Below are 23,381 nucleotides of genomic sequence, written 5' to 3' on the forward strand. Positions count from 1 at the left end.
CCAGGATCAGCAGCGGCCGTTCGCCGGCGCGCAGGGCCGCGGCCGCGGCGGCGAGTTCGCCGAGGTCCGGGCGCGCGCGGGGTACCCGATGCACCACGGGCGCGAAGAGCGCGTCGGGGAAGTCGTACTCCTGGACCTGAACATCCTGCGGCAGCGCCAAGGTCACCGGTCCGGTCGCGGCCGGATCGGTGAGCACCCGGGCCACCTGTGGGAGGGTCGCGATGAGTTGCTCGGGGCGGGTGATGCGGTCGAAGTAGCGACTCACCGGGCGGAAGGCGTCGTTCACGGTGCCGGTGGGATCGCCGAAGTGCTCGACCTGCTGCAGGACCGGATCGGGGGCGCGGCTGACGAAGGTGTCCCCCGGCAACAGCAGCAGCGGCAGCCGATTCGCGTGTGCCACCCCGGCGGCGGTCACCATGTTGAGCGCGCCGGGGCCGATGGAGGAGGTGGCGACGCCGACCTGGCGGCGCTGGGCCGCCTTGGCCAGACCGACGGCGGCCAGGGCCATGCCCTGTTCGGTATGGCCGCGCCAGACCGGCAGGGTGTCGCGGTGCTCGTGCAGCGCGGTGCCCAGGCCCAGGACGTTGCCGTGCCCGAAGATGGCGAACACCGCGGGGAACAACGGCACCTCGATGCCGTCGAGGGTTTCCGAGCGCTGGGCGACCAGCCAGGCCACCAGCGCGCGGGCGGTCGTGAGTCTCATTCGACGCGTCCTTCGTGCGAGGTCATCGGGCAACGGGGATCCGGGGTCTGCTCGTCCCACCGCGCACGAACCCAGGCGTGGGCGGGATCGTCGCAGAAGGCCAGGGAGCGTTCGGGACCCGGACCGGCCAGGACGTTGAGGTAGTACATGGGGTAGCCGGGGGCGGCCACGCACGGGCCGTGATAGCCGCGCGGGACGAGGAAGACGTCGCCGTCGCGGACCGTGACGTCGGCGTCGATGGCGCCGTCGGCGGTATAGGTTCGGTGCAGGCCGAAACCGCTGCGGGACGGCCGGATTCCATCCGGCCCGGCGATGCGGAAGTAGTAGATCTCCTCGTTCACGACTTCGTGTTCGCTCGCGCTGTCGTGTTTGTGCGGCGGATAGGAGGACCAATTGCCGTCGGGGGTGAGCAGTTCGCAGGCGCTGAGCTTGTCGGCGTGGTCCCAGACGCCGGGAACGCCGAAGTTGGCGACCTGGCGGGTCGCGGGGCCCGCACCGCGCACCTCGACCGGGACCCGCTCGGCGGGACCGTATTTCGGGGTGAGGCGGCGGGTGCACCGGGCCATGGGCAGGGCCACCTCGATGCCGTGCGCGGTCGAGATCTCGACCGCGGCGTCGCGAGGGACATACGCGAAGTCGGTGATCCGGCTGAAAACCGTGTCCCGGCCGGTGAGTTCGAACTCGAGCCCGTCGACCCGGACAGTGCAGGACCCCGCCAGCGGCAGCACGAAGGCTTCGAACTCGTCGGTGTGCACGACGCGGGTCTCCCCCGCGCCCAGGTGCAGTACTCGCAGGCCGGTGTAGGTCCAGCCCGCGTCGTCCGGGGTGAGCACGATGGGATCCACGCTGTCGCGCAGACTTCCGTGGGGGCGGTGCAGGCTGTTCACGAGACCGCACCGTCGCCGGCCAGGACCGCGGCCGCGGCGGCCACCGCGCCCGCGACATCTCCGTCGGGCGGGTACAGCAGCCCGCGCCCGACCACCAGCCCGCGCACCACCTCGTGCCGCAGCGCGGCGCCCCAGGCGGCGAGATCGCCGGTGGGATCGCCCGACGGCGCGCCGCCGAGCACCAGCACCGGCAGCGTGGTGGCGTCCAGTGCCGAAATATCCTGTGGCGCGGGAATCTTCAGCCAGGTGTAGGCGGAGGTGACGCCCAGCCCCGAGGCCACGGTGATGGCGCGCTGCAGGGCGGCGGCGTCCCGGTGCATGACCAGCGCACCGGAGGCGTCGCGGCGGTACGGCAGCGGCTCGACCATGGCCATGAGGCCGTGGTCGGCCAGTTCGGAGACCGCGCGGGCGCAGGCGTGCAGGGTGGGCGCGGTACTCGGATCCGAATCGACCATGCGCAGCAGCATCTTTCCGCCGTCGAGCCGGAACTTGACGAGGGATTCGGCGTCGTAGCCGGTGAACCGGTCGTCGATCTCCCAGTCCGCGCCGGCCAGGCCGCCGCGATTCATGGAACCGATCACGATCTTGTCGTGCACGGCGTCGAGCAGCAGCAGTTCCTCGACGATGTCCGGTGAGCCCAGCACCCCGTCCACCGCCGGATTGTCCAGCGCGACGAGCAGGCGCTCGAGCAGGGTGCGGCGATCGGCCATGGCGGTGCTGTCCGCGCCGACCCCGAGGGCGCCGCGGGCCGGATGATCCGCGGCGACCAGGAACAGGGTGCCGGTGCCGGACAACAGATTCGGGCGGCGCCGGCGGTCGGCGTAGGCGTGCCGGATGGCCTCGGGCTCGGTGGCGCGCACCCGCAGCAGGTGCTGCCAGCGCTCGTCGGTCAGGTGCACAGCAGCTCCTCGATCTCGGCGGCCGTGGGCATGGCGTCGGCGCAGGCCAGGCGAGAGGCCACCAGCGCCCCGGCGGCGTTGGCATAGGTGGCGATGCGATGCGGATCCCAGCCCGCGAGCAGGCCGTGCGCGAGCGCCCCGCCGAACCCGTCGCCCGCGCCCAGCCCGCACACCACCTCGATCGGGCACGGCGGGACGGTCCAGCGGTCGGCGGCGGTGGCGATCAGCACCCCGTCGGCCCCGCATTTGACGACCGCCAGGCGCACGCCGCGGGCCAGCAGCCGATCGGCCGCGGCGTGCGGATCGTCGGTGCCGACGGCGACGCGCACCTCGGTTCGATTGCCCACCACGACATTCACGTGGTCGAGCAGGCTTCCGATCTCGGTGCGCGCGACCTCCTCCCCGGGCCAGAACATCGGGCGGTAGTCCAGGTCCAGGACGGTGTGACCGCGCCGGGCGCGGCGTTCCAGCACCGCGCGCTGGGTGGCGCGGGCGGGCTCGGCGCTGACGCCGGTGCCGGTCACCCACAGCAGCGGGACGGAATCGACTATGTCCCAGGGGACGTCGTCCGGGGTCAGGGTGAGGTCCGGCGCGATGGGAGCGCGGTAGAACAGCAGCGGCGGATCGGCGGGCGGGTGCAGTTCGCAGAACACCACCGGGGTGGCCAGGTCCGGCGCGGTGCCCACGTGGCTCGCGTCGACGCCGAACTCGCGCAGCGCGATGCGCACGAAATCGCCGAAGCCGTCCGGCCCGACCTTGGTGAGCACGGCGCTGCGCCGGCCCAGCCGGGCCGCGGCCACCGCCACGTTGGTCGCGGTGCCGCCGAGGAATTTGGCGAAGCTGCGGACCCGGGCCAGCGGCACCCCGCTCTGTTCGGGGTACAGGTCCACCCCGACCCGGCCGATGGTCAGCATCTCGAGGTCGGTCACGGTGTCTCCGCCCGCCGCAATTCGTGTTCCAGCGCTTCGAGTTCGGCGCCGCCGGCCATCTGCCGGGTCAGCTCGGCCAGGTCGATCTCGGACTTCTCGTAGCTGCCGAGCTGCCCGCCGCGCTGCAGCAGCAGGAATCGATCGCCGACCGGGTAGGCGTGATGCGGGTTGTGGGTGATGAGCACGACGCCGAGTCCGCGGTCCCGGGCCTGCACCACGTAGCGCAGCACCACCCCGGCCTGTTTGACGCCCAGGGCGGCGGTGGGCTCGTCGAGGATCAGGACCTTGGCCCCGTAGTGCACCGCGCGGGCGATGGCCACGCACTGGCGCTGCCCGCCGGACAGGGTGCCGACCGGCTGCTCCAGGTCCCTGATCTCGATCCCCATGTCGTCCAAGGCTTTTCGGGCGATGTCGCGGGCGGTGCCGCGATCCAGCAGCTCGAGCGGGCCGAAGCGTTTCACCGGTTCGGACCCGAGCACGAAATTGCGCCACACGCTCATCAGGGGCACCACCGCCAGGTCCTGGTAGACGGTGGCGATGCCGAGATCCAGGGCGGCGCGCGGCGAGGCGAGGCGGGTGGGGACGCCATCGATGCGCAGTTCGCCGCGATCGTGCTGATGGACCCCGGACAGGATCTTGATGAGCGTGGATTTGCCCGCGCCGTTGTCCCCGAGCACGCAGGTGACCTCGCCCGGATCCACCACCATGGACACGTCGTGCAGCGCCACCACGCCGCCGTAACTCTTTCCGATGTCGACGGTTTCGATGAGGTGCGCGGTCATCGGCGTACCCTTTCGGCGCGCTTGCGGAACTCGTTGTTGACCAGCACGGCGGCCAGCAGCAGCACGCCGAGGAAGAGCATGAACCAGTCGCTGTTCCAGCCCGCGTAGACGATGCCCTGCCGGGCCATGCCGAAGGTGAGCGCGCCCAGCGCCGCCCCGACCACCGAACCGAAGCCGCCGGTCAGCAGGCAGCCGCCGATCACGGCGGCGATGATGTACTGGAATTCCAGGCCCACACCCTGATTGGCCTGCACGCTGGAGTAGCGCAGCAGGTTGCACGCGCCCACCACCCAGCCCGCGAACGCGGTGGTCATGAACAGGATGATCTTCGTGCGGGCGGCGGGCACGCCGACCGCGCGGGCACTGGCCAAGGACCCGCCCACCGCGAAGATCCAGTTGCCGAACCTGGTGCGCAGCAGCACGAGTGCGGCCAGCGCGGTGAGCGCGAGCCACCACACCACCGACGCCTGGATACTGGCGTCCCCGATCGTGGTGGTGGCGGCGAAGACCCAGCCCGCGGACTCGTAGCCGCTCGAACTCCGAATGCCCGAGACCTGCACCGCGCCGGTGACCGCCCGGGTCACACCGAGATTCAGGCCCTGCAACGCCAGGAACGTGCCAAGGGTGACGATGAAGCTCGGCAGGCCCGTGCGCATGACCACCCAGCCGTTGAGCGCCCCGACCGCCAGCGCGAAGAGCAGCGAGGCCAGCAGCGCGAGCCAGACGTTCCAGCCCGCGTGCACCGCCAGCATCGCGGTGATCAGGGCGGTGGAGGCGGTCATGACACCGGCGGAGAGGTCGAATTCGCCGCCGATCATGAGCAGGGCCACCGCGACCGCCATGATGCCGAGCGTGGAGGCGTCGTCGAGCCAGGTGGGAACGCCCGCGGCGCTGAGGAATTTGTCGGTGATGATCGAGAAGAAGACGAAGACCGCGAGCGCGCCCAGCAGCGCGCCGAGTTCGGGGCGCGCGACCAGCCGGGACATGACCGAGGCGCGCACACCCTGCGCCGTCGGGGTTCCGGAAGTCGTTGTCGCTGTGCTCATCTCATTCCTCCCGCTCACCGGGTGGCCTGGGCGACGAGCCCGGCGACGACGTCGACGTTGCCCTTGTCCACGAAGGCGGGGCCGGTCTGCACCGGGCGGCCGCCGCCGACGGTATTGAGATTGGAGCGGTAGAGCTTCAGCATCACCACCGGCAGGTAGCCCTGTTCGTACTGCTGCTGATCCACCGCGAACAGCAGCGAACCCGCCTGAATCGCGGACACCACATCGTCATTGAGATCGAAGGTGGCCACCACCGAGGCCGAGCGCGACTCGCGGACCGCGTCCACCGCGCGGGCCGCGATCTGCGAGTTCAGGGTCAGTACGGCGTCGATGGCCGCGTCGGATTCGAGCGCGCCCTTGATGCGGGACTGCACGTCGGTCGGGTTGCTGATGTCCACCTGCAGGGTGACCGCGGCGCCGAAACCCTGGGTCGCACCCGCGCAGCGATCGTTGGCGCCGATATTGCCCGCCTCGTGAATCACGCACAGCAGCTTGCGCTTTCCGGCCGCGGCCAATCGCTTGCCGGCCGCCTCACCGGCGAGCTTCTCGCTCTGGCCCACATGGCCGATGGCGCCGTACTCGGCGCTCACCGACTCCCCGGAATTGATGGTCACCACGGGAATCCCCGCCGCCACCGCCCGGCCGACCGAGGTGCGCAGGGCGTCGGGATTGGCCAGCGAGACCACCAGCCCGTCCACTCCCCGGGCGACCGCGTTGTCGATGAGCTTGGCCTGCTGCCCGGGATCGCCCGCGGAGTTGTACTCCACCCGGACGCCGAGATCGGCGCCCGCGGCCTCCGCGCCGTTCTTGACCACGTTCCAGAAGGCGTCGCCGGGACTGCCGTGGGTGATCACGGCGACCGAGTTCAGCTGCCCGACGGCTTCGGGCGCGCGGGCCGGACCGGCCTGCTCCGCGCTGGGTCCGGCGCAGGCGGCCAGCACGGACGCGACCGCGAGCCAGGGCGCCAGCCGGCGGAGCCGCCGCCGGGTCGATCGAGACCTCATTGTCGTCACCTGTCCACTAAATCCGGGAGGCGGCGAGATCCGAGCCGATTTCGGCCAGGTGTCGCAGACTTCGTCCGGCATTGTCGGTCGGGACCGCGGCGGTGGCGTCCGGAGCCAGCATGGTGTCCTGCTCGATGACGTACCAGCCGCGATAGCCGGCCCCGTGCACCGCGTTGATCAGGGCGGCGATGTCGAGGTCGCCGTCACCGAGGGGGACGTACAGGCCCGCGCGCACGGCCGCGCTGTAGTCCAGCTCCCCCGCACGGACCCGGTCGGCCAGGTCCGCGCGTACGTCCTTGAGGTGAACGTGCCCGACGCGGCCGGGGTGGCGGCGGCCGAGTTCCACCGGGTCGGTGCCGCCGATGCTCAGGTGGCCGGTGTCCAGGCACAGGTTCAGGTCGGTGTCGGCGAGGAAGCGGGCGACCTCGGCGGCAGTCTCGATATGGGTGCCGACGTGCGGGTGCACCGTGGTGCGCAGGCCGTGGTCGGCGGCGATGCCCGCGATGGTTTCGGCGGTGTCGATCAGCGTCCGCCATTGGTGGCCGTCGAGCGGGGTACGGGTGTCGTAGCCGGATTCGCCGGTGGCCGCGGCCAGGACGAGCACCTCCGCGCCCGCGGCGGCGAAGCGCGCGGCGGTGTCGCGGGCCGTGTCCAGGGCGGCCCCGGTGTCGCGGTGCAGGGGCAGGGCCAGGAATCCGCCGACCGGGGTGATGCCGTGCGCGGCCAGCACGCCGCGCAGCGCATGCGGATCGCCGGGCAGATAGTCCGGCGGGCCGAATTCGGTGGCGGTGACCCCGAGCCCGGCCATGGCAGCCAGCACGGTGGCGGGGTCCAGGACGTGTCCCCAGCCGGGAACTTCGCACACACCCCAGGAGATGGGGGCGGCGGCAATGCGCAGTGGATGGAGCGTTTCGGTCATCGGCGTATCCCAGACCTGTCGTAGCCATCGAGGCGCGCCGGGTATTGGAGCGCTCCAACAATGTAACCCCGCTCACAGGGGTGTCAAGAGGGTGGATCGCGCCGAAAAGTGCTCTGCCAGCTGAACTATCGACGGAAATGGGAGTTCATCGCGGGCGCGTGTCCGCGTGTCGCGCACGAATTAGAGCGCTCTATTGCCGGTCCCGGGACCGGGCGGTAGCGTGTGGCAGCATGACGCGACCGACCATGGAGGATGTGGCCGCCCGGGCCGGTGTCTCCCGGGCGCTGGTCTCGCTGGTCATGCGCGATTCACCCAAGGTCAGCGCGCATCGCCGCCGCGCGGTGCGCGAGGCCGCAGCGGAGCTGGGCTACGAACCGCACTTCCTGGCTCGCCAATTGGCCAGCCGCACTTCGAATCTGGTCGGGGTGGTGGTCTCGGATCTGCGCAACGCGTTCTTCGCCGATGTGGTCGAGGGGATGGACGAGGCGGCGCAGGAAGCCGGGCTCGAGTTGATCCTCAACACCGGGCGGCGCAGCGCGAGCCGGGAGCGCACGGCGCTGACCGGCCTGCTGCAGTTCCAGCCCGGCGGCATCATCCTGCTGTCGCCGGTGCTGCCCGCGGCCTCGATTCGCGATGCGGCGCAACGCTGCCCGCTGGTCCTGGTGTCCCGAGGGTCGAGCATCCCCGAGGTGGACACGGTCAACGACGACGGTGAAACCGGCGCCGCGCTGGCGGTGGATCACCTCGCTGCGCTCGGACATCGGCGGATCGTGCACCTGGACGGCGGCGCGGCGTTCGCGGCCGGACCGCGACGCCGGGGCTACAACGCCGCCATGACACGGCACGGGCTCGAACCGGTGGTGATCGCCAGCGAGCACACCGACGAGGCGGGGGCCGCGGCGGTGCGGGCGCTGCTGACCATCTTCTCCCCCGCCAGTTTTCCCACCGCGCTGGTCTGCGGCAACGACTTCAACGCCGTCGGGGCGATGTCCGCGCTCGCCGCGGCGGGTTTGCGGGTGCCCGAGGACGTCTCGGTCATCGGCTACGACAACACCTCGTTCGCCGCGCTGCGCAGCATCGCGCTGACCACCATCGATCAACCGCGCGTGCGGATCGGGCAACTCGCGGTGCGAGCGCTCACCGAACGCTTGCGCGAGGGCCGCGTCGAACCGGTCCGCCGGCGCCTGGAACCCACCCTGGTCGTCCGCTCGACGACGGCCGCACCCCGGGATTAACCGATCGATGTCGAAGGAGCTGCCATGCCCCCCATCCGAATTGGTCTCGCGGGCACCGGTCGTATCGGTGCGGTACACGCCGAGACGCTGACGACGTTGCCGGGCGTCGAGGCGGTCGTGGTCGCCGACGCCGACGCCGCGCGCGCCCGCAGCACCGCAGACAAACTCGGCGTGGAATTCGCCCCCGACATCGAGGCGCTGCTGGCGGCGAACCTCACCGGGCTGGTCATCACCACCGCCACCGATTCGCATCCGGCGCTCATCACCGCCGCCGTGGATCGGGGCATCCCCGTCTTCTGTGAAAAGCCCATCGCCGCCGACATTCTCGGCACCCTGGTCGTCATCGACCGGCTCGCCGGGTCACCGGTGCCGGTGCAGATCGGCTTCCAGCGCCGCTTCGACGCCGGCTACCGTGCCGCCCGGACCGCGGTCACCTCCGGTGATCTGGGCTGGGTCCACACCCTGCGCGCCACCACCCTGGATCCGGCGCCGCCGCCCGCGGAGTACATTCCGCGCTCGGGCGGGGTGTTCCGTGATTGCGGCGTCCACGATTTCGACATCATCCGGTGGGTGACCGGCCGCGAGGTCGTCGAGGTGTACGCCACCGGGGCCAATCGCGGCGACCGGTTCTTCAGCGCCGCAGGCGATGTCGACACCGCCGCGGTCATCCTGCGCCTGGACGACGGCGCCCTGGCCACCGTGTCGCTGACCCGCTACAACGGCGCGGGCTACGACGTCCGCCTGGAAGTCCTCGGCTCCCTGGGCAATGCCGTCGTCGGACTCGACGACCGCTCGCCCCTGCACTCCGTCGAACCCGGTTACCCGCCCTCCAGCCTGCCCGCGTACCCCGGTTTCCTCGACCGCTTCCACCCCGCCTACACCGCGGAACTGGCCACGTTCGTGGGCGTCGCCACCGGCCGGATGCCCAACCCCTGCCCGCCCGCCGACGCGCTCGAGGCCTTCTACATCGCCGAGGCGTGCGAGCTCTCCCGCCACACCGCCCGCCCGGTCCCGCTCGCCGAGGTCCGCCGCTGACCCCGAACCAGGCTGAACCACTGGTGTTTCAATCGTGACGCGTCGCGTGCGGTGCCCGCGCGGGGCGCACAGCATGATGGGGGCATGGCCGAGCAGGTGAGCGCATGCGCAAGTTGTTGATCATGATCGTGCTGCTGACGATCGGGTTCGGGATAGCCGATCGGGTGTCGGTCGCGATGGCGCAGAACGAGATCGGGCGCAAGATCCACACCGAGTACGACCTGCCGAAGCAGCCCGGTGTCCAGATCACCGGGTTCCCGTTCCTCACCCAGGCCGCGGACGGACGGTACGGGGAGGTCGACATCCGGGTGGGCGACTGGACCGAGCAGAACGTCACCGTGCACGATCTCGCGGTGCGGTTGACGAATGTGTCCGCGCCGCTGCTGGACCTGATCTCCAACCAGAGTTCGAGCTTCGTCGCCGGCACGGCGACGGCGCGCGCGATCGTGCCCTACGACACCGTGCGGCAGTACGCACCCGAAGGTGTCGAGACGATCTCCGACAGCCCCGAGGGCCTGCGCGTCACGGGCGTGTTCTCGGTGGAGGGCATTCCGGTGCCCGCGACGGTCTTCGTCACCGTGGCCCCCGTGCCCGACGGCATCGAGATCACCCCGGTCTCGGTCCAGCCGGCGGCGGGCGGTCCCGCCATCCCACTCGCCCTGATCTCGGCGCCGCTGACCTTCACGGTCCCGCTGGAGAAACTGCCCTTCGGCGCACAACTCACCGGCATCGAGCCGCGGGCCGACGGTCTCCATCTCACCGCCGAAGCACACGAGATCCGGTTCAACGCCCTCTGAGCCACGGCACCTGGCGAACTTAGCCGACCAGCAGGCCGATCGCCAGGGCGGTCATCACCAGCGCGATGACCGAGTCGAGCACCTGCCACGCACGGGGTTTGGCGAAGACCGGCGCGAGCAGGCGGGCGCCGAAGCCCAGGGAGAGGAACCAGATGATGCTGGCGGTGATCGCGCCCGCGGCCAGGAACCAGCGGTCCGGGGTGGCATAGGTGCTGGCGAAGGAACCGAGCAGGACCATCGTGTCGAGGTAGGCGTGCGGGTTGAGCCAGGTCACCGCCAGACAGGTCGCGACCGCCGCACCGAGCGCGATGGGCGCGCCGCCCGCGGTGCTCAGGGTCGTCGCGGTCAGGGCGCGCCGCGCCGCGAGTGCGGCGTAGCCGAGCAGGAACGCCGCACCGGCGTACTTGGCGATGGTCAGCAGAGCGGGGACGCTGTTGACGATCGTCCCGAAGCCCGCGACGCCGATGCTCATCAGCGCCACGTCCGAGAGCGCGCAGATGGCGACCACCGGCAGGACGTGCTCGCGGCGGATGCCCTGACGCAGCACGAAGGCATTTTGCGCGCCGATCGCCACGATGAGGGAAAGCCCGAAGCCGAGTCCTGAAAGGCCCGCCAGGGCCGCCGATGATGCGTTCACCCGTTCGAAGCTAGGCGTACGTCCAGCACCAGGCCAGCTAATTGTTCTGAACGATGATTAGAGTTCCTTAACATGGATCTCCAGCTCGATCAGCTGCGCGCCCTGGACGCGGTCATCAGCGAGGGCACCTTCGAGGCCGCCGCGCGCCGGCTCAGCGTCACCCCCTCGGCCGTCAGCCAGCGCATCAAGGCGCTCGAGGACGCGGCCGGACGCATCCTGGTGCAGCGCACGAAACCGGTGCAGCCCACCGAGTCCGGGCTCGCGGTGCTGCGCCTGGCCAAACAGGTCCAGCTGCTCACCAGCGACACCGCCCGCGAACTCGGCGACGAACTGCAGCCCGCCGCGCGCGCGGTGAACATCCCCATCGCGGTCAACGCCGACTCGCTGCAGACGTGGGTCATGGCCGCCCTCGGCAGCGCGAGCCACGGCGTCACCTTCGAGATTCATCGCGAGGACGAGGAGCACACCACCCGCCTGCTACGCGACGGCACCGTCATGGCCGCCATCACCTCCACCGCCGCACCCGTCCAGGGCTGCACGGTGCGACGACTGGGCGCGATGCGGTATCGCCCGATGGCCAACCCCGAATTCGCCCGCACCTGGTTCCCCGACGGCGCGACCGCCCAGGCGTTCCTGGCCGCCCCCGTGGTGCTGTTCGACCGCAAGGACGATCTGCAATTCCGGCTCATGCGCCGCTACACCCGCAAACAGGGAGAGGCGCCCCGGCACTACATCCCCTCGTCCTTCGCCTATGCCGAGGCGATCCGGCTCGGACTGGGCTGGGGCATGATGCCCGACCTGCAACGCCGCGCCGCCGACGAGTTGATCCCGCTCGACCCCGCGGTCCACATCGACGTTCCGCTGTACTGGCAGCAATGGCGACTGGACTCCCCCGCGCTGGGTATGGTCGCTACCACCGTTGCCGAGGCCGCGGCCGCGGCCCTGCTCTGAGTCCCCACCGGCACCCCCCGAGTCCCCCACCAGCAAATCCAGCACTCCCGTCCCCGCAACCCCGGCGCACTACCCGGTCTCCGGTCGCCCGCCGCCCGGTCCGGGTGCGATAGTCGTTGGGATTGTTCTCAAATCGAGGAAGGCCCTACGTGTCCCAAGTTGTGCGCGGCGTGATCGCACGCTCGAAGAACGCCCCGGTCGAGGTCACCGAGATCGTCATCCCGGATCCCGGCCCCGGCGAGGCCGTGGTCAAGGTGCAGGCCTGCGGGGTGTGCCACACCGACCTGCACTACCGCCAGGGCGGCATCAACGACGAGTTCCCGTTCCTGCTCGGGCACGAGGCCGCGGGCATCGTGGAGGCCGTCGGCGAGGGCGTCACCGACGTCGAGCCGGGCGATTTCGTCATCCTGAACTGGCGCGCGGTCTGCGGCACCTGCCGTGCCTGCCGCAAGGGCAAGCCGTGGTACTGCTTCTCGACCTTCAACGCGACCCAGCCCATGACGCTCACCGACGGCACCCCGCTGACCCCGGCGCTGGGCATCGGCGCGTTCGCCGAGAAGACCCTCGTGCACGCGGGTCAGTGCACCAAGGTCGATCCGACCGCCTCGCCGGTGGCCGCGGGCCTGCTGGGCTGCGGCGTGATGGCGGGCCTGGGCGCGGCCATCAACACCGGAAACGTCTCGCGCGGTGACAGTGTCGCGGTCATCGGCTGCGGCGGCGTGGGCAATGCCGCCGTCGCGGGGGCCAAGCTGGCCGGCGCGACCACCGTCATCGCGGTCGACATCGACGAGCGCAAGCTGGAGTGGGCCACCGGTTTCGGCGCCACGCACACCGTGAACGCGTCCAAAGACGATGCGGTAGAGCGCATTCAGGAACTCACCGGCGGCTTCGGCGCGGATGTGGTGATCGACGCGGTCGGCCGCCCGGAAACCTGGAAGCAGGCCTTCTACGGCCGCGATCTGGCCGGCACCGTGGTGCTGGTGGGCGTGCCGACCCCGGACATGAAGCTCGAGATGCCCCTCATCGACTTCTTCTCGCGCGGCGGCTCGCTCAAGTCCTCGTGGTACGGCGACTGCCTGCCCTCGCGGGACTTCCCGTACCTGATCGAGCTCTACAAGCAGGGCCGTTTCGACCTCGACGCCTTTGTCACCGAGACCATTTCGCTCGACGACGTGGAAGCCTCGTTCACCAAGATGCATCACGGCGAGGTCCTGCGCTCGGTGGTGGTGCTGTAGTGGCGCACATCGACCACACCACCACCTCGGGCACGTTCAGCCTCGACGGCGAGACCTTCGACGTCGAGAACAACGTCTGGGTGGTCGGCGACGATCTGGAATGCGTCGTCATCGACGCGCCGCACGATGTCGACGCCATTCTCGACGTGATCGGCACCCGCAAGGTCAAGGCCATCCTGGCGACTCACGCGCACGACGATCACATCCGCGTCGCACCCGAATTGTCCGCGGCGACCGGGGCTCCCGTGTGGCTGCACCCGGATGATCTGGTCGTGTGGCGGCTCACCCACCCCGAGATCGACCCCGACGGCGAACTGGCGGACAAGCAGATCATCTCGATCGGCGGGACCGCGCTGCAGGTGCTGCACACCCCCGGTCACGCCCCCGGCGCGGTCTGCTTCCACTCCCCGGATCTGGGTGCGGTCTTCACCGGCGACACGCTGTTCCAGGGCGGCCCCGGCGCGACCGGCCGCTCGTTCTCCGATTACGGGGTCATCGTCGGCTCGATCGCCGAGCGCCTGCTGACCCTGCCGCCGGAGACGCTGGTGCACACCGGGCACGGCGGATCCACCACCATCGGCGCGGAAGCGCCGCAACTGGACGAATGGCGCCGGCTGGTGAAGTAGGTCAGCGGCACCCGTCCAGGGTCGCGCCGGCGAGTTCCTCGATCACGTCGGAGAGTTCGCCGCGCGCCCGGAACGCCGCGAGCTGACGGTGTGCGCCGTTGCCCCGCTCCAGCAGCGCGGTGACGGTGTCGGCGACGAAATTCACCTCGCCCAGGTCCCGCAGGGCGGGTTCGACCAGATCGACGAGGTCCGCCAGCAGATCGCGCACCGGAATCGCCCGGCCGTCAACGGGATTGATGGCCGGGCCGTCCATCCCCTCGTGCGCGGCTTTCCAATACGCCCCGCGCAGCGTGTCTTCCGCGATGATCGGCCGATCGGGCAGCCGACAGGACATCATGACCGCTGCCCGCACCAGGGTCGCCAGCAGCGCGGTCTCCTCCACCGTGGCGGGCACGTCACTGACCCGCACCTCCACGGTCGGGAACGTAATCGACGGCCGCACATCCCAATACACCATCTTCTCGTCCAGGATGATCCCGAGCGAGAGCATGGTCCGCACCGCGGTGTCGAACTCGTGCACGGTGCCGAAATGCGGTGGCGGGCCGGCACTGGGCCAGCGCCGCCACAGGATGTTCCGCCAACTGGCATAACCGGTTTCGTCACCGCGGTAGATGGCGGAGTTCGCCGTCAGGGCCAGCAGCAGCGGCAGCCAGGGGCGCAGGAAATTGCTGGCGCGCAGGGCAACCTCCCGGTCCGGGACCGCCACGTGCACGTGGGCCCCGCACAGGCCCTGTTCCCGGGCCAGACGGCCGAAGCGAGCGGCGATGCGGTGGTAGCGCGGGCTGCCGGTGATGGACAAAGGCTCGTCCGGGACGGCCGGCGGCACCGCGACCGCGAGCAGCATGGCGTCGTTCTTCTCCGCCGAGGCCGCGGCTCCGCGGCGCAGTTCACGCAATTCCCGCAGCAGGTCATGGGTATTCGTGTGCACCCGGGTGCTGGTCTCGACCTGGCACCGCATGATTTCCAATTGCAGATCGAGGCCGAAATCCGCTGCGGTACGGGCGACTTCGGCATTTCTGCCGATGGGCGCACCGGTGCGGGGGTCCACGAGGAGAAACTCCTCCTCGACGCCGATGGTCGGTGGGGCTTCCACTTCTCATGTGTACCTCATGACCGCCCTTTCAAACACCTGCCGGAGCGGTCTCTCCGCTGCTCAGGGGGCTGAACCGGGGTCGGGACGCGTGACCCCGTGCGCAGCGCGGAATCCCGGGCAATCGATGTGCGCTGCGGCACAGCACGCGAGCCACTGTGGCTCTGTTCACTGAAAGTGCCGGTGGCGCAAGGCTTTGTGCCGAGACGGTCACGCCTTCTTTACACCGCGGCACAGCGCGGAAACCTGCGCACCGCACCCTGGTGAACATGAGGCAAACCGAAGTACATGCGCTGGCATGCGAAGTGTGCGGTCGCCTGCCCCACCCCCGTCGCACCCGGCTCACCCTGGCCAAACTGAGCGTGGTCTTCCCGCTCGAACTCGCCCTGCACGCCGTCGTCTTCCACTTCGAACTGCCCTACATCGCCACGGTGGCGGTGCTGACCGTCAGCATGACCATCCTGGTCATCTGGGTGGTCGAGCCCGGGGCCATGCGCTATCTGGCGCGCTGGCTGCACGGCCCGGAACTGCGCCACCGCCATCACCTCGACAGCGCCGAACTGCTGTGGCGGATCCGGGTGCGCCTGGACAACACCCCGGGCCGGCTCGAACTGCTCACCAAGCACCTGGCCGCCCGGCACGCCAACATCCTCACCGTGCACGTGCACCACCTCGAGGACGGCGTGCTGGACGAGCTGGTGGTCTCCACCCCCGCCGACGTCGATCCACCGCGCCTGGCCGGCGCCATCTCCCGCTCCGGGGGCGCGACCGTCGGCATCTGGCCGGCCTCGGCGCTGACGCTGGTGGACGGGCAGACCCGCGCGCTCGGCCTGGCCGCACGCATCGCGCACGATCCCGGCGAGCTGCCGCTGGCCATCGCGGAATTGCTCGGGGCGCAGTATCTTCCGCCCACATCACCGGCCGGCGAGACCCAACGCGGCACGGCCGGAACGGTTCTGGAGATCACCCCCGAGGACGATGGCGTGGCGATGACCTTCGTCCGGGCGGAGGACCCCTTCACCCCGGCCGAGATCGCCCGCGCGCACCGGCTCACCGATCTGGCCCTGCTTGCGACACGCCAGCGCTGACCCCGCCGCGGCGCGCGGCCGTTCATCTCATGATCCGGGATTCCGGCCGCGCCGCCGGGTGATACGGACCGGCCAGTCTCACTTTCTGGCAGACTGCTCGCAGCGCATCAGACTACGCGCGAGGGGTTGGTCGCATGAGTGTTCGGCGCACGGGTGGACGGCGAGGGAACGGGGACCTCGCCGGTAATCCGCCCACCCGCACGGCCGTTCGCTCCGCCAAGCTGGCCGCGCTCCCCCTCGCGTTCGCCGGTCGCCGGGCCGCGGGCGCCGGCAAGAAGGCGCTGGGCCGGTCCCGGACCGAGGTGGATCGCGAGATCCGGCTGCGCACCGCCCAGCACCTGTTCGAGGTGCTCGGCGAACTGAAGGGATTCGCCGCCAAGATCGGGCAGGTGCTGGCCGTCTACGAGCTGGCGCTGCCGCTGGAGCTGGCCGAACCGTATCGCATCGCCCTGAGCCGCCTGCACGATTCGACACCGGCGATGCTGCCGAGCACGGTGCACGCCGTGCTCACGGAATCGTTCGGGCCGGACTGGCGCGTGAACTTCCGCGAATTCGACGACCGCAGAGCGGCGTCCGCGACCATCGGCCAGGTGCATCGGGCGATCTGGCACGACGGCAGGCCGGTGGCGGTCAAGCTCATGTACCCGGGCGCGCGCGAGGCGGTGCACAGCGACCTGGAGCACCTGCGGCGCATGTCCGCACTGCTCGCGGTGTTCGTCCCCAACGCCGATATTCGCGCCATGACCGAGCGACTGGCCGAATGCATCCGCGCGGAACTGGATTTCGCGCAGGAGGCCGAGAATCAGCGCGCCTTCGCCCTCGCCTTCGACGGCGACCCGGACTTCCGGGTGGCGCGCGTGGTGGCCCGGCGCGGGGACGTCATCGTCAGCGAATGGCTGGACGGTGTTCCGCTGACGCGGCTGATCGACATGGGCGCGCAGGCAGAACGAGATCGCGTGGGCCTGCTGGCGATTCGATTCGTGCTGTCCTCCCCCGAACGCACCGGATTGCTGTACGGCGATCCACATCCGGGCAATTTCCGGGTGCAGCCCGACGGCAGACTGGGCGTGGTCGATTTCGGGGCGTGCACGCCGTGGCCGCCCCCGCAGTTCGCGCCCATGGTGTTCGAGGTCGGCGACGCCCTGATCAACGGCGGGCCCGCGGAATTGGACGCGGCGATTCGCAGGCACGGGTTCGCCCGCCGGGACAGCGTTTTCGACGCGGTGGCGCTCGGCGACCAATTGCGCGCCTACGCCGAACTGCTGCTGCGCGAGCGCGCCCGGGTGGACCGGGAGTGGCTGCGAGCGCGCGTGCTGGTGGCGCTGAATCCGCGGCTGGACAATGTGAACCGCCATCTCGACCTGCCCGCCTACTACGTTCCCTTCGGCCGCGCGGTGACGACGCTGTTCGGTCTGGTGAGCCAGCTCGGCGCGTCGGGCCCCATCCGCGACGAGGTGCTGCGCTGGTCGCCCGAGCTCACCGAGGTGATGGCGCGGCACCGCGCCCGCACCGGCGGGCCGACCGATCTGGCCGCTGTTCGATTGCGGCGCAGCACGATCGGCGATTCGCGCCGGCGCGCGTAGCCGGACTTCGACCCCCCTTTCCGAGCCACGCCCGCCCGGGCCCGAGGCTGCTGCCGCACACCCCTTGATCACTGTCCCAGACAGTCCTAGTCTGGAGTGGCACCCGCCCTCGCCCGGAAGGCTCGACACCGTGGTCACAGCATCGAACGCACACACGCCGCCCGCCGATTCGCCGCCCGATCACGAAGTGGCGGTCATCGGCGCCGGACCGGGCGGCATCGCCGCGGGCGTCAAGCTGAAGCGCGCCGGCATCGCCGACTTCGTGATCATCGAGCGGTCCGACGAGGTAGGTGGAAGCTGGCACGAAAACCATTACCCCGGACTGGAAGTCGATATCCCCTCGCTCGCGTACCAGTACTCGTTCGCCCGCAACGCCGACTGGAGCAGGCTTTTCGCGCCCGGCCCCGAGGTGAAGCGCTACCACATGGAGGTCGCCCGGCGCTTCGGGCTCTACCCGCACCTGCGCTTCGGCACGGCGGTGACCAGCGAGGAATGGGACGAGGACCGACACCGCTGGAACCTGCATCTCGAGGGCGGCGGGGTGATCACCGCACGCTTCGTGGTGAGCGCGGTCGGTGCTTTCATCAGTCCCAGAACAGATCCCGGGATCCCGGGACTCGCGGACTACCGGGGCAAGATCCAGCGGCCCTCGGACTGGGACGAGGACTACGACCACGCGGGCAAACGGGTAGCGGTGATCGGCACCGGCGCGAGCTCGGTGCAGATCACCCCGGCCATCGCGGGACAGGTGGATTCGCTCACGGTCTTCCAGCGCACCCCGGTCTGGTGTGTGCCCAAGCCGAATCCGCGGATCCCGGCCGCGGTCAAACTCGCGCTGCGCACCCCGGGATTGCAGGCCGCCGCCCACGGGGCGGTGCTGGTCGGCGTGGATCTGGCCCTGCGCACCATGTCCAACGCGCCCATGGCCGTGGTGCGCCCGACCCTGCGGGCCGTGGACGCAACCGCCATAGCCGGGTACCGGGGCCTGTTGCGGCTCATGGTCCACGACCCGGCCACCCGGGCCGCGCTGACCCCGGACTACGGCCCGATCGCCAAGCGCCCCACCGCCAATACCGGCTACCTGCTCAGCTTCAATCGCGACAACGTGAAACTGGTGACGACCGGGATCGAGACGTTCACCGCACACGGTCTGCGCACCGCGGACGGGGTGGAGCGCGAGTTCGACATGGTGGTGCTCGCCACCGGCTATCACGTCTTCTCCGATCCCGAGACCTACACCCCCGGCATGGTGATCGGCCGGGACGGTGTGGATCTGGGCAAGTTCTACACCGAGCACGGGTTACAGGCGTACGAGAGCGTCGCGCTGCCCGGGCTGCCGAACCGGTGGACCCTGGTCGGGCCGTACTCCTGGTCGGGCAGCAGCTGGCACGCCTTCGTGGAGATGACCGCCGATCACGCGGTGCGGGCCATCTCCGAGACCCGCCGCCGGGGCGCGACGTTCGTGGCGGTACGGCAGCACGCGCACGACGCCTATCACCGCATGATCTACCGCAACAGCGAGGCCATGCGCTTCTATCTGGCCGAGCTCAACGCGCACGTACCGACCTACTACCGCAACTCCCAGGGCGACAGCACGTACATCCGGCCCACCGGATTCTTCCGCGCCCGGCGCGGTGCACGGCGATTTCCCTTCGCCGACTATCACTTCGACATCCTGCGGCCCCGACCGCAGCCGTCCCGGGCCAACGGGGACCGGCCCCGGCGCCGCGCGAAGACCGAATCCCCCGCCTGAGGCGGGCCGCTCGACAAGGAAGTCGCGCCCATGATCGAACTGCCGAAATCGCTCCGCATCGCGCTCGGCGCCGCCGGCTACGGAATCAGCGACCGCCGCCTGGCTCCGGCCGTGGCGGGCACGGTGATCCTGGTGACCGGAGCGTCGTCGGGCGTCGGCCGTGCCACCGCGCGCCGCCTCGCCGCCCAGGGCGCCACGGTGCTGGCCGTCGCCCGGCGCGCGGCGCTGCTCGAGGAGCTGCGCGCGGAGGTATCCGACTGTCCCGGAACGATTCACCCCTACCCCGCCGATCTCTCGGACACCGACGCCTGCGCCGCGCTCATCGCCCGGTTGCTGGCCGAGCACGGGCACATCGATGTCTTCGTGAACAACGCGGGCAAGTCGATTCACCGCTGGCTCGCCGAATCCGAGGACCGCTGGGACAATTTCGACGACACCGCGCGGATCAACTACCTGGGCCCGGTGCGCCTGGTGCTGAGTCTGATGCCCGCGATGCGCGCACGCCGGCGCGGGCACATCGTCAACATCAGCACCGCGGGCGTGCACACCCCGGCTGTGGGCTGGACGGCCTACATCGCGAGCAAGTCGGCGTTCAACTCCTGGATGCGCGGGGCCGCACCGGAATTGCGCGCCAACGGGATCACCAGCACGGCGGTGCATCTGCCCCTGGTGCGCTCGGACATGCTCGGCCCGTTCCGGGTCTACCGCTACACCCCGAGCATGTCCACCGAGGAGGCCGCGAGCCTGGTGTGCCGGGCGATCGTGGACCGGCCCCTGGCAATCCGGCCGTGGTGGGAGCGGGCGGGCACGCCGCTGCTGTACGCCATGGACAGCTCGCATCTGGCCCAGCGAGCGCTGACGCTGTACGCCCGCACGGGCAGCCGGCGCAACCGCCCGACCGACTGGGCCGGTGCGCTCGAGCGAGTGGAACGAGTGGCGACGCTGCTGGACGACGCGGTCACCGTCGCGGGATTCGTCCCGGCCTCGGGAGTCCTGAACCTGGTGCCGCCCAGCCGCATCGGGCACGTGGCGCTGGCACTGCGCGGGGGCGCCGGACCGGCGACGCTGCCGGCCGCCTTCGCCGCGCGGTTCCCCGATCGCGCCGCGGTGATCGACGACGACGGCGCACTGACCGCCGCGGAACTGGATCGTCAGGTCCGGCGGCTGGCCGCGGCCCTGCGCGCCCGCTGGAACATCCGGCGCGGGCATCGCGTTGCGGTGCTGTGCCGCAATCACCGCGGATTCGTGATCGCCGCCTTCGCCGCGACCCGGCTCTCCGCCGATCTGGTGCCGTTGAACCATGGATTCGCCGGACCTCAGATTGGTGAGGTGCTGGCCCGTGAACACGTGGATCTGCTGCTGTACGACGCCGAATTCGACGCCGAGATAGCGAAATCCGGGTTCGGGGGGCACCGGGTGGTGGTGCGCGGCACGGCGGGCGGACTGCCGACGGTGGCCGAGCTGGTCGCCGAAGGCGGTGCGCCCGTGCGTGAACCGGCCCGCGGCGGCTCCCTGGTGCTGCTCACCGGCGGCACCACCGGCGTGCCCAAGGGCGCGCCCCGGCGGCTGGGCCCACGCTCGATCCTGGCCCCGGTGACGGCCCTGCATCCGCGCATGGTGCTCGCGCTGGCGGACCTGGCCGAACTGCAACCGATTCCACGCCTGGGCGGTCCCATCCTCATCGCGCCGCCGCTGCACCACACCTACGGGTTCGGCGCGCTGCTGGCGGCCCTGCTGCTGGGTTCCACGGCGGTGGTGCACGACCGCTTCGACGCCGAACAGCTGCTGGCCGATGTGGAACGGCACAGCGCGCGCATCGTTTGCGTCGTCCCGACCATGCTGAAGCGGGTGATGGATCTGCCACCGGAGGTTCGCGCGGACTACAACACCGAGAGCCTCCAGATGGTGTCCTGCGGTGCGGCGCCGCTGCCGCCGTGGCTGGCCGGACAATTCATGGACGAGTTCGGCGACGTGCTCTTCAACGGCTACGCCTCCACCGAGGCCGGCGCCGGGACGGTGGCCACCCCCGCGGATCTGCGCGCCGCGCCGGGCACGGTCGGCAAGCCGCCCACCGGGATCGTCGACATCCGGATCGTCGACGAGCTCGACCGCGAGGTGCCCGCCGGGGTCACCGGCCGGGTACTGAACAAGAACCCCACCGTCTTCCGCGGCTACAGCGACGGCAGGTCCAAGCCCATGGTCGGAAAGTATCTGGACACGGGCGATCTGGGGCACCTCGACGCTCGGGGCAGGCTGTTCATCGACGGCCGCTCGGACGACATGATCCTGTCCGGCGGGGAGAACGTCTTCCCGCAGGAGGTCGAGGAGGCGCTGCTGGCGCACGCGGGCGTCGCCGACGCGGGCGCGGTCGGGGTGCCCGACGACGAATTCGGGCAGCGACTGCTGGCCGTGGTGGTTCGCAAGAACGGCGCACAGGTCACCGCGGCGCAACTGAAACAGCACGTCAAATCCACGCTGGCCGGCTACAAGGTGCCACGCGAGATCGTGTTCGTGCCCGAACTCCCCCGCACCACCGCCGGAAAACTGCGCCGGCGTCAACTCTCGGAAGTCGCTTCCGAATCTCGAAACACGAGGTCACGCTCATGAACACCACCGGTTCCCCGCTCACCCCCACCTACGAGGTGATCATCATCGGCGCCGGTCTCGGCGGCATCGGCGCCGGCGTCGCCCTGCGCCGGGCCGGGGTCGAGAACTTCCTGATCATCGACAAGTGGCCGAAGGTGGGCGGCACGTGGCTGGCCAACACCTATCCCGGTGTGGCCGTGGACATTCCGTCACCGATCTACAACTTCTCGTTCCAGCAGCGATCGCAGTGGTCGCGATTGTTCGCCCCGGGCAGCGAATTGCAGCGCTACGCCGAGGAAGTCGTGGACGCGCAGGGGCTGCGGAACAAGCTGCGCCTGGGCGCGGGCGCCACGAAGGGCGTCTTCGACGAGACCGACCACCTGTGGCGGGTCACCCTCGAGGACGGCTCGGTCCTCACCGCCCGCTTCGTCATCGGAGCCGTGGGCGGGCTGGAACAGCCGAGCACGCCCGACATCCCCGGCATCGAGGAGTACACGGGCAAGCTCATGCACAGTTCGCGCTGGGACCACGACTACGACCCGTGCGGCAAGCGGGTGGCGGTGATCGGCACCGGAGCCAGTGCGCTGCAACTGATTCCCGAACTCGCCGAGTCGGTATCGCAGCTGACGGTCTACCAGCGCCGGGCGATCTGGATCGCGCCCAAACCCGACTTCGCCATGGGCCCGGTCCTGAACGCGGTGTTGAACTTCCCGCCGGTGCAGAAGACGGTGCGCGCGGTGGGCAACGTGGGCGTGAACGCCGGACTGGGCGCGGGGCTGGCCGTCTCGAACTATCCGCGGGTGACCGGGGCCGGGCTGACCATCGGCGAAACCGCGCTCAGGGCCTACCTTTTCGCGCAGGTGCGCGATCCCGAGCTGCGCCGCAAGCTCACCCCCGACTACCGGCTGGGCTGCAAACGGCCGTCGGTCTCCAACAGCTATTTCCGCGCCTTCACCCGCCCGCACGTGGACCTGGTGACCACGGGTATCGAGCGGTTCACCCCCACCGGCATCATCACCGCCGACGGGACGGCCCGGGACGCCGACATGGTGGTGCTGGCCACCGGCTTCAAGGTTATGGAGAAGGGCTACACGCCGCCGTATCCGATCTACGGTCGCGGCGGGATCGAACTGGGCGACTTCTGGGACGCCCATCGTTTCCAGGCGTACCAGGGGGTTTCGGTACCGAGGTTCCCCAACGCCTTCCTGATCGTCGGGCCCTACGCCTACGCACCGGGCAGCTACATCCCGCTCATCGAGGCGACCTCGGCGCACGCGGCCCGGGTCATCGGCGAGGCGCGCCGGCGCGGCGCCACCTGCGTGGAAGTCCGCCAGGAGCCGCACGACCGCTACTTCGAGCGCATGGACCGGCGCGCCAAGCGCACCCACCTGTTCTCCCAGGGCTGCGCGAGTTCGAATACGTACTACATCAACTATCAGGGCGACGGAGCGGCGTTCAGGCCCTCGACTCAGCTCGAAATGTATTGGGAGAATCGACATTTCCCGTTGGATGACTACCGGTTCGGCACCGTGTCGCCGGTGCGGACCGGCGCGAACGGGTCGGGAGCCACGATTCCCGCACCCGTTCGCTGACCCG

Annotated in this window: 21 protein-coding genes; 11 read left to right on the forward strand and 10 right to left on the reverse strand. The window is 70.3% G+C overall.

Annotated elements, in window-relative coordinates; genetic code table 11:
* The 8 genes from ABZ319_RS29050 to ABZ319_RS29085 form a co-directional block, all read right to left on the reverse strand.
* A partial coding sequence (locus tag ABZ319_RS29050; protein ID WP_354989682.1) for a thiamine pyrophosphate-binding protein occupies positions 1-703 on the reverse strand: 703 nt, incomplete at its 3' end.
* Positions 700-1,590, reverse strand: a complete 891-nt coding sequence (gene iolB, locus ABZ319_RS29055; RefSeq protein WP_354989683.1) for a 5-deoxy-glucuronate isomerase — start codon at positions 1,588-1,590, stop codon at positions 700-702. The genes iolB and ABZ319_RS29050, both read right to left, overlap by 4 nt.
* A complete protein-coding gene (locus ABZ319_RS29060; protein ID WP_354989684.1) occupies positions 1,587-2,489 on the reverse strand; it encodes an aldolase in 903 nt (300 codons plus the stop codon). Before ABZ319_RS29060 ends, iolB begins: the two co-directional genes overlap by 4 nt.
* On the reverse strand, positions 2,480-3,403 hold the full coding sequence (iolC, locus tag ABZ319_RS29065; RefSeq protein ID WP_354989713.1) for a 5-dehydro-2-deoxygluconokinase: 924 nt from the start codon (positions 3,401-3,403) through the stop codon (positions 2,480-2,482). The genes ABZ319_RS29060 and iolC overlap by 10 nt, the downstream gene beginning before the upstream one ends.
* 11 nt (positions 3,404-3,414) lie before the next feature.
* Complete coding sequence (locus ABZ319_RS29070) at positions 3,415-4,200, reverse strand: ATP-binding cassette domain-containing protein (RefSeq protein WP_354989685.1); 786 nt, start codon at positions 4,198-4,200, stop codon at positions 3,415-3,417.
* A complete protein-coding gene (locus ABZ319_RS29075) occupies positions 4,197-5,246 on the reverse strand; it encodes an ABC transporter permease (protein ID WP_354989686.1) in 1,050 nt (349 codons plus the stop codon). Before ABZ319_RS29075 ends, ABZ319_RS29070 begins: the two co-directional genes overlap by 4 nt.
* Before the next feature lie 14 nt (positions 5,247-5,260).
* Complete coding sequence (locus ABZ319_RS29080) at positions 5,261-6,250, reverse strand: sugar ABC transporter substrate-binding protein (RefSeq protein ID WP_354989687.1); 990 nt, start codon at positions 6,248-6,250, stop codon at positions 5,261-5,263.
* Positions 6,251-6,266: 16 nt separating this feature from the next.
* Positions 6,267-7,169 (reverse strand): TIM barrel protein, encoded by a 903-nt coding sequence (locus tag ABZ319_RS29085; RefSeq protein ID WP_354989688.1) that lies wholly within the window; start codon positions 7,167-7,169, stop codon positions 6,267-6,269.
* A 230-nt stretch (positions 7,170-7,399) separates the two neighbouring features.
* Between ABZ319_RS29085 and ABZ319_RS29090 the strand changes: the two genes are divergently transcribed.
* The 3 genes from ABZ319_RS29090 (at position 7,400) to ABZ319_RS29100 (ending at position 10,236) form a co-directional block, all read left to right on the forward strand.
* Entirely contained in the window at positions 7,400-8,404 is a 1,005-nt protein-coding gene (locus ABZ319_RS29090; RefSeq protein ID WP_354989689.1) for a LacI family DNA-binding transcriptional regulator, read from the forward strand.
* 24 nt (positions 8,405-8,428) lie between these two features.
* Positions 8,429-9,439 (forward strand): Gfo/Idh/MocA family oxidoreductase, encoded by a 1,011-nt coding sequence (locus ABZ319_RS29095; protein ID WP_354989690.1) that lies wholly within the window; start codon positions 8,429-8,431, stop codon positions 9,437-9,439.
* 104 nt (positions 9,440-9,543) lie between these two features.
* Positions 9,544-10,236 (forward strand): DUF2993 domain-containing protein, encoded by a 693-nt coding sequence (locus ABZ319_RS29100; protein WP_354989691.1) that lies wholly within the window; start codon positions 9,544-9,546, stop codon positions 10,234-10,236.
* A 19-nt stretch (positions 10,237-10,255) separates the two neighbouring features.
* Here the strand turns inward: ABZ319_RS29100 and ABZ319_RS29105 are convergent, their stop codons facing one another.
* A complete protein-coding gene (locus ABZ319_RS29105; protein WP_354989692.1) occupies positions 10,256-10,873 on the reverse strand; it encodes a LysE/ArgO family amino acid transporter in 618 nt (205 codons plus the stop codon).
* Positions 10,874-10,945: 72 nt separating this feature from the next.
* Here ABZ319_RS29105 and ABZ319_RS29110 point away from each other — a divergent pair, with 72 nt between their 5' ends.
* The 3 genes from ABZ319_RS29110 to ABZ319_RS29120 all read left to right on the forward strand — a co-directional run bounded on the left by ABZ319_RS29110 (position 10,946) and on the right by ABZ319_RS29120 (position 13,685).
* Positions 10,946-11,824 carry a LysR family transcriptional regulator ArgP gene (locus ABZ319_RS29110; RefSeq protein WP_354989693.1) on the forward strand — a complete coding sequence of 293 codons (879 nt, stop codon included), beginning with the start codon at positions 10,946-10,948 and terminating at the stop codon, positions 11,822-11,824.
* Between the two features lie 149 nt (positions 11,825-11,973).
* Positions 11,974-13,059, forward strand: coding sequence for an S-(hydroxymethyl)mycothiol dehydrogenase (locus ABZ319_RS29115; protein ID WP_354989694.1), 1,086 nt, complete (start codon positions 11,974-11,976; stop codon positions 13,057-13,059).
* On the forward strand, positions 13,059-13,685 hold the full coding sequence (locus ABZ319_RS29120; RefSeq protein WP_354989695.1) for an MBL fold metallo-hydrolase: 627 nt from the start codon (positions 13,059-13,061) through the stop codon (positions 13,683-13,685). The genes ABZ319_RS29115 and ABZ319_RS29120 overlap by 1 nt, the downstream gene beginning before the upstream one ends.
* A 1-nt stretch (position 13,686) precedes the next feature.
* On the opposite strand, the gene ABZ319_RS29125 is transcribed toward ABZ319_RS29120, so the two are convergent.
* Entirely contained in the window at positions 13,687-14,778 is a 1,092-nt protein-coding gene (locus ABZ319_RS29125) for a glutamate--cysteine ligase (RefSeq protein ID WP_354989696.1), read from the reverse strand.
* 266 nt (positions 14,779-15,044) lie between these two features.
* Between ABZ319_RS29125 and ABZ319_RS29130 the strand changes: the two genes are divergently transcribed.
* From ABZ319_RS29130 to ABZ319_RS29150, 5 genes are all read left to right on the forward strand, one after another.
* Positions 15,045-15,863, forward strand: a complete 819-nt coding sequence (locus ABZ319_RS29130; protein ID WP_354989697.1) for an amino acid-binding protein — start codon at positions 15,045-15,047, stop codon at positions 15,861-15,863.
* A 134-nt stretch (positions 15,864-15,997) separates the two neighbouring features.
* Positions 15,998-17,446: an AarF/ABC1/UbiB kinase family protein gene (locus ABZ319_RS29135; RefSeq protein ID WP_354989698.1), complete on the forward strand. Its 1,449-nt coding sequence runs from the start codon at positions 15,998-16,000 to the stop codon at positions 17,444-17,446.
* Positions 17,447-17,576: 130 nt separating this feature from the next.
* Positions 17,577-19,199: an NAD(P)/FAD-dependent oxidoreductase gene (locus tag ABZ319_RS29140; protein WP_354989699.1), complete on the forward strand. Its 1,623-nt coding sequence runs from the start codon at positions 17,577-17,579 to the stop codon at positions 19,197-19,199.
* 30 nt (positions 19,200-19,229) lie between these two features.
* Positions 19,230-21,806 carry an SDR family NAD(P)-dependent oxidoreductase gene (locus ABZ319_RS29145; protein WP_354989700.1) on the forward strand — a complete coding sequence of 859 codons (2,577 nt, stop codon included), beginning with the start codon at positions 19,230-19,232 and terminating at the stop codon, positions 21,804-21,806.
* Positions 21,803-23,377 (forward strand): NAD(P)/FAD-dependent oxidoreductase, encoded by a 1,575-nt coding sequence (locus tag ABZ319_RS29150; RefSeq protein WP_354989701.1) that lies wholly within the window; start codon positions 21,803-21,805, stop codon positions 23,375-23,377. Before ABZ319_RS29145 ends, ABZ319_RS29150 begins: the two co-directional genes overlap by 4 nt.
* The last annotated feature ends 4 nt before the right edge of the window (positions 23,378-23,381 follow it).

Source organism: Nocardia sp. NPDC005978, assembly GCF_040614455.1.
Taxonomy (GTDB): domain Bacteria; phylum Actinomycetota; class Actinomycetes; order Mycobacteriales; family Mycobacteriaceae; genus Nocardia.

Excerpts from the sequence above, each read along its gene's own strand:
- ABZ319_RS29145 (WP_354989700.1), top strand. The coding sequence starts at position 19,230 with ATGATCGAACTGCCGAAATCGCTCCGCATCGCGCTCGGCGCCGCCGGC.
- ABZ319_RS29150 (WP_354989701.1), top strand. The coding sequence starts at position 21,803 with ATGAACACCACCGGTTCCCCGCTCACCCCCACCTACGAGGTGATCATC.
- ABZ319_RS29110 (WP_354989693.1), top strand. The coding sequence starts at position 10,946 with ATGGATCTCCAGCTCGATCAGCTGCGCGCCCTGGACGCGGTCATCAGC.
- ABZ319_RS29130 (WP_354989697.1), top strand. The coding sequence starts at position 15,045 with ATGAGGCAAACCGAAGTACATGCGCTGGCATGCGAAGTGTGCGGTCGC.
- ABZ319_RS29090 (WP_354989689.1), top strand. The coding sequence starts at position 7,400 with ATGACGCGACCGACCATGGAGGATGTGGCCGCCCGGGCCGGTGTCTCC.
- ABZ319_RS29080 (WP_354989687.1), bottom strand. The coding sequence starts at position 6,250 with ATGAGGTCTCGATCGACCCGGCGGCGGCTCCGCCGGCTGGCGCCCTGG.
- ABZ319_RS29095 (WP_354989690.1), top strand. The coding sequence starts at position 8,429 with ATGCCCCCCATCCGAATTGGTCTCGCGGGCACCGGTCGTATCGGTGCG.
- ABZ319_RS29070 (WP_354989685.1), bottom strand. The coding sequence starts at position 4,200 with ATGACCGCGCACCTCATCGAAACCGTCGACATCGGAAAGAGTTACGGC.
- ABZ319_RS29085 (WP_354989688.1), bottom strand. The coding sequence starts at position 7,169 with ATGACCGAAACGCTCCATCCACTGCGCATTGCCGCCGCCCCCATCTCC.
- ABZ319_RS29135 (WP_354989698.1), top strand. The coding sequence starts at position 15,998 with ATGAGTGTTCGGCGCACGGGTGGACGGCGAGGGAACGGGGACCTCGCC.
- ABZ319_RS29075 (WP_354989686.1), bottom strand. The coding sequence starts at position 5,246 with ATGAGCACAGCGACAACGACTTCCGGAACCCCGACGGCGCAGGGTGTG.
- ABZ319_RS29100 (WP_354989691.1), top strand. The coding sequence starts at position 9,544 with ATGCGCAAGTTGTTGATCATGATCGTGCTGCTGACGATCGGGTTCGGG.
- iolC (WP_354989713.1), bottom strand. The coding sequence starts at position 3,403 with ATGCTGACCATCGGCCGGGTCGGGGTGGACCTGTACCCCGAACAGAGC.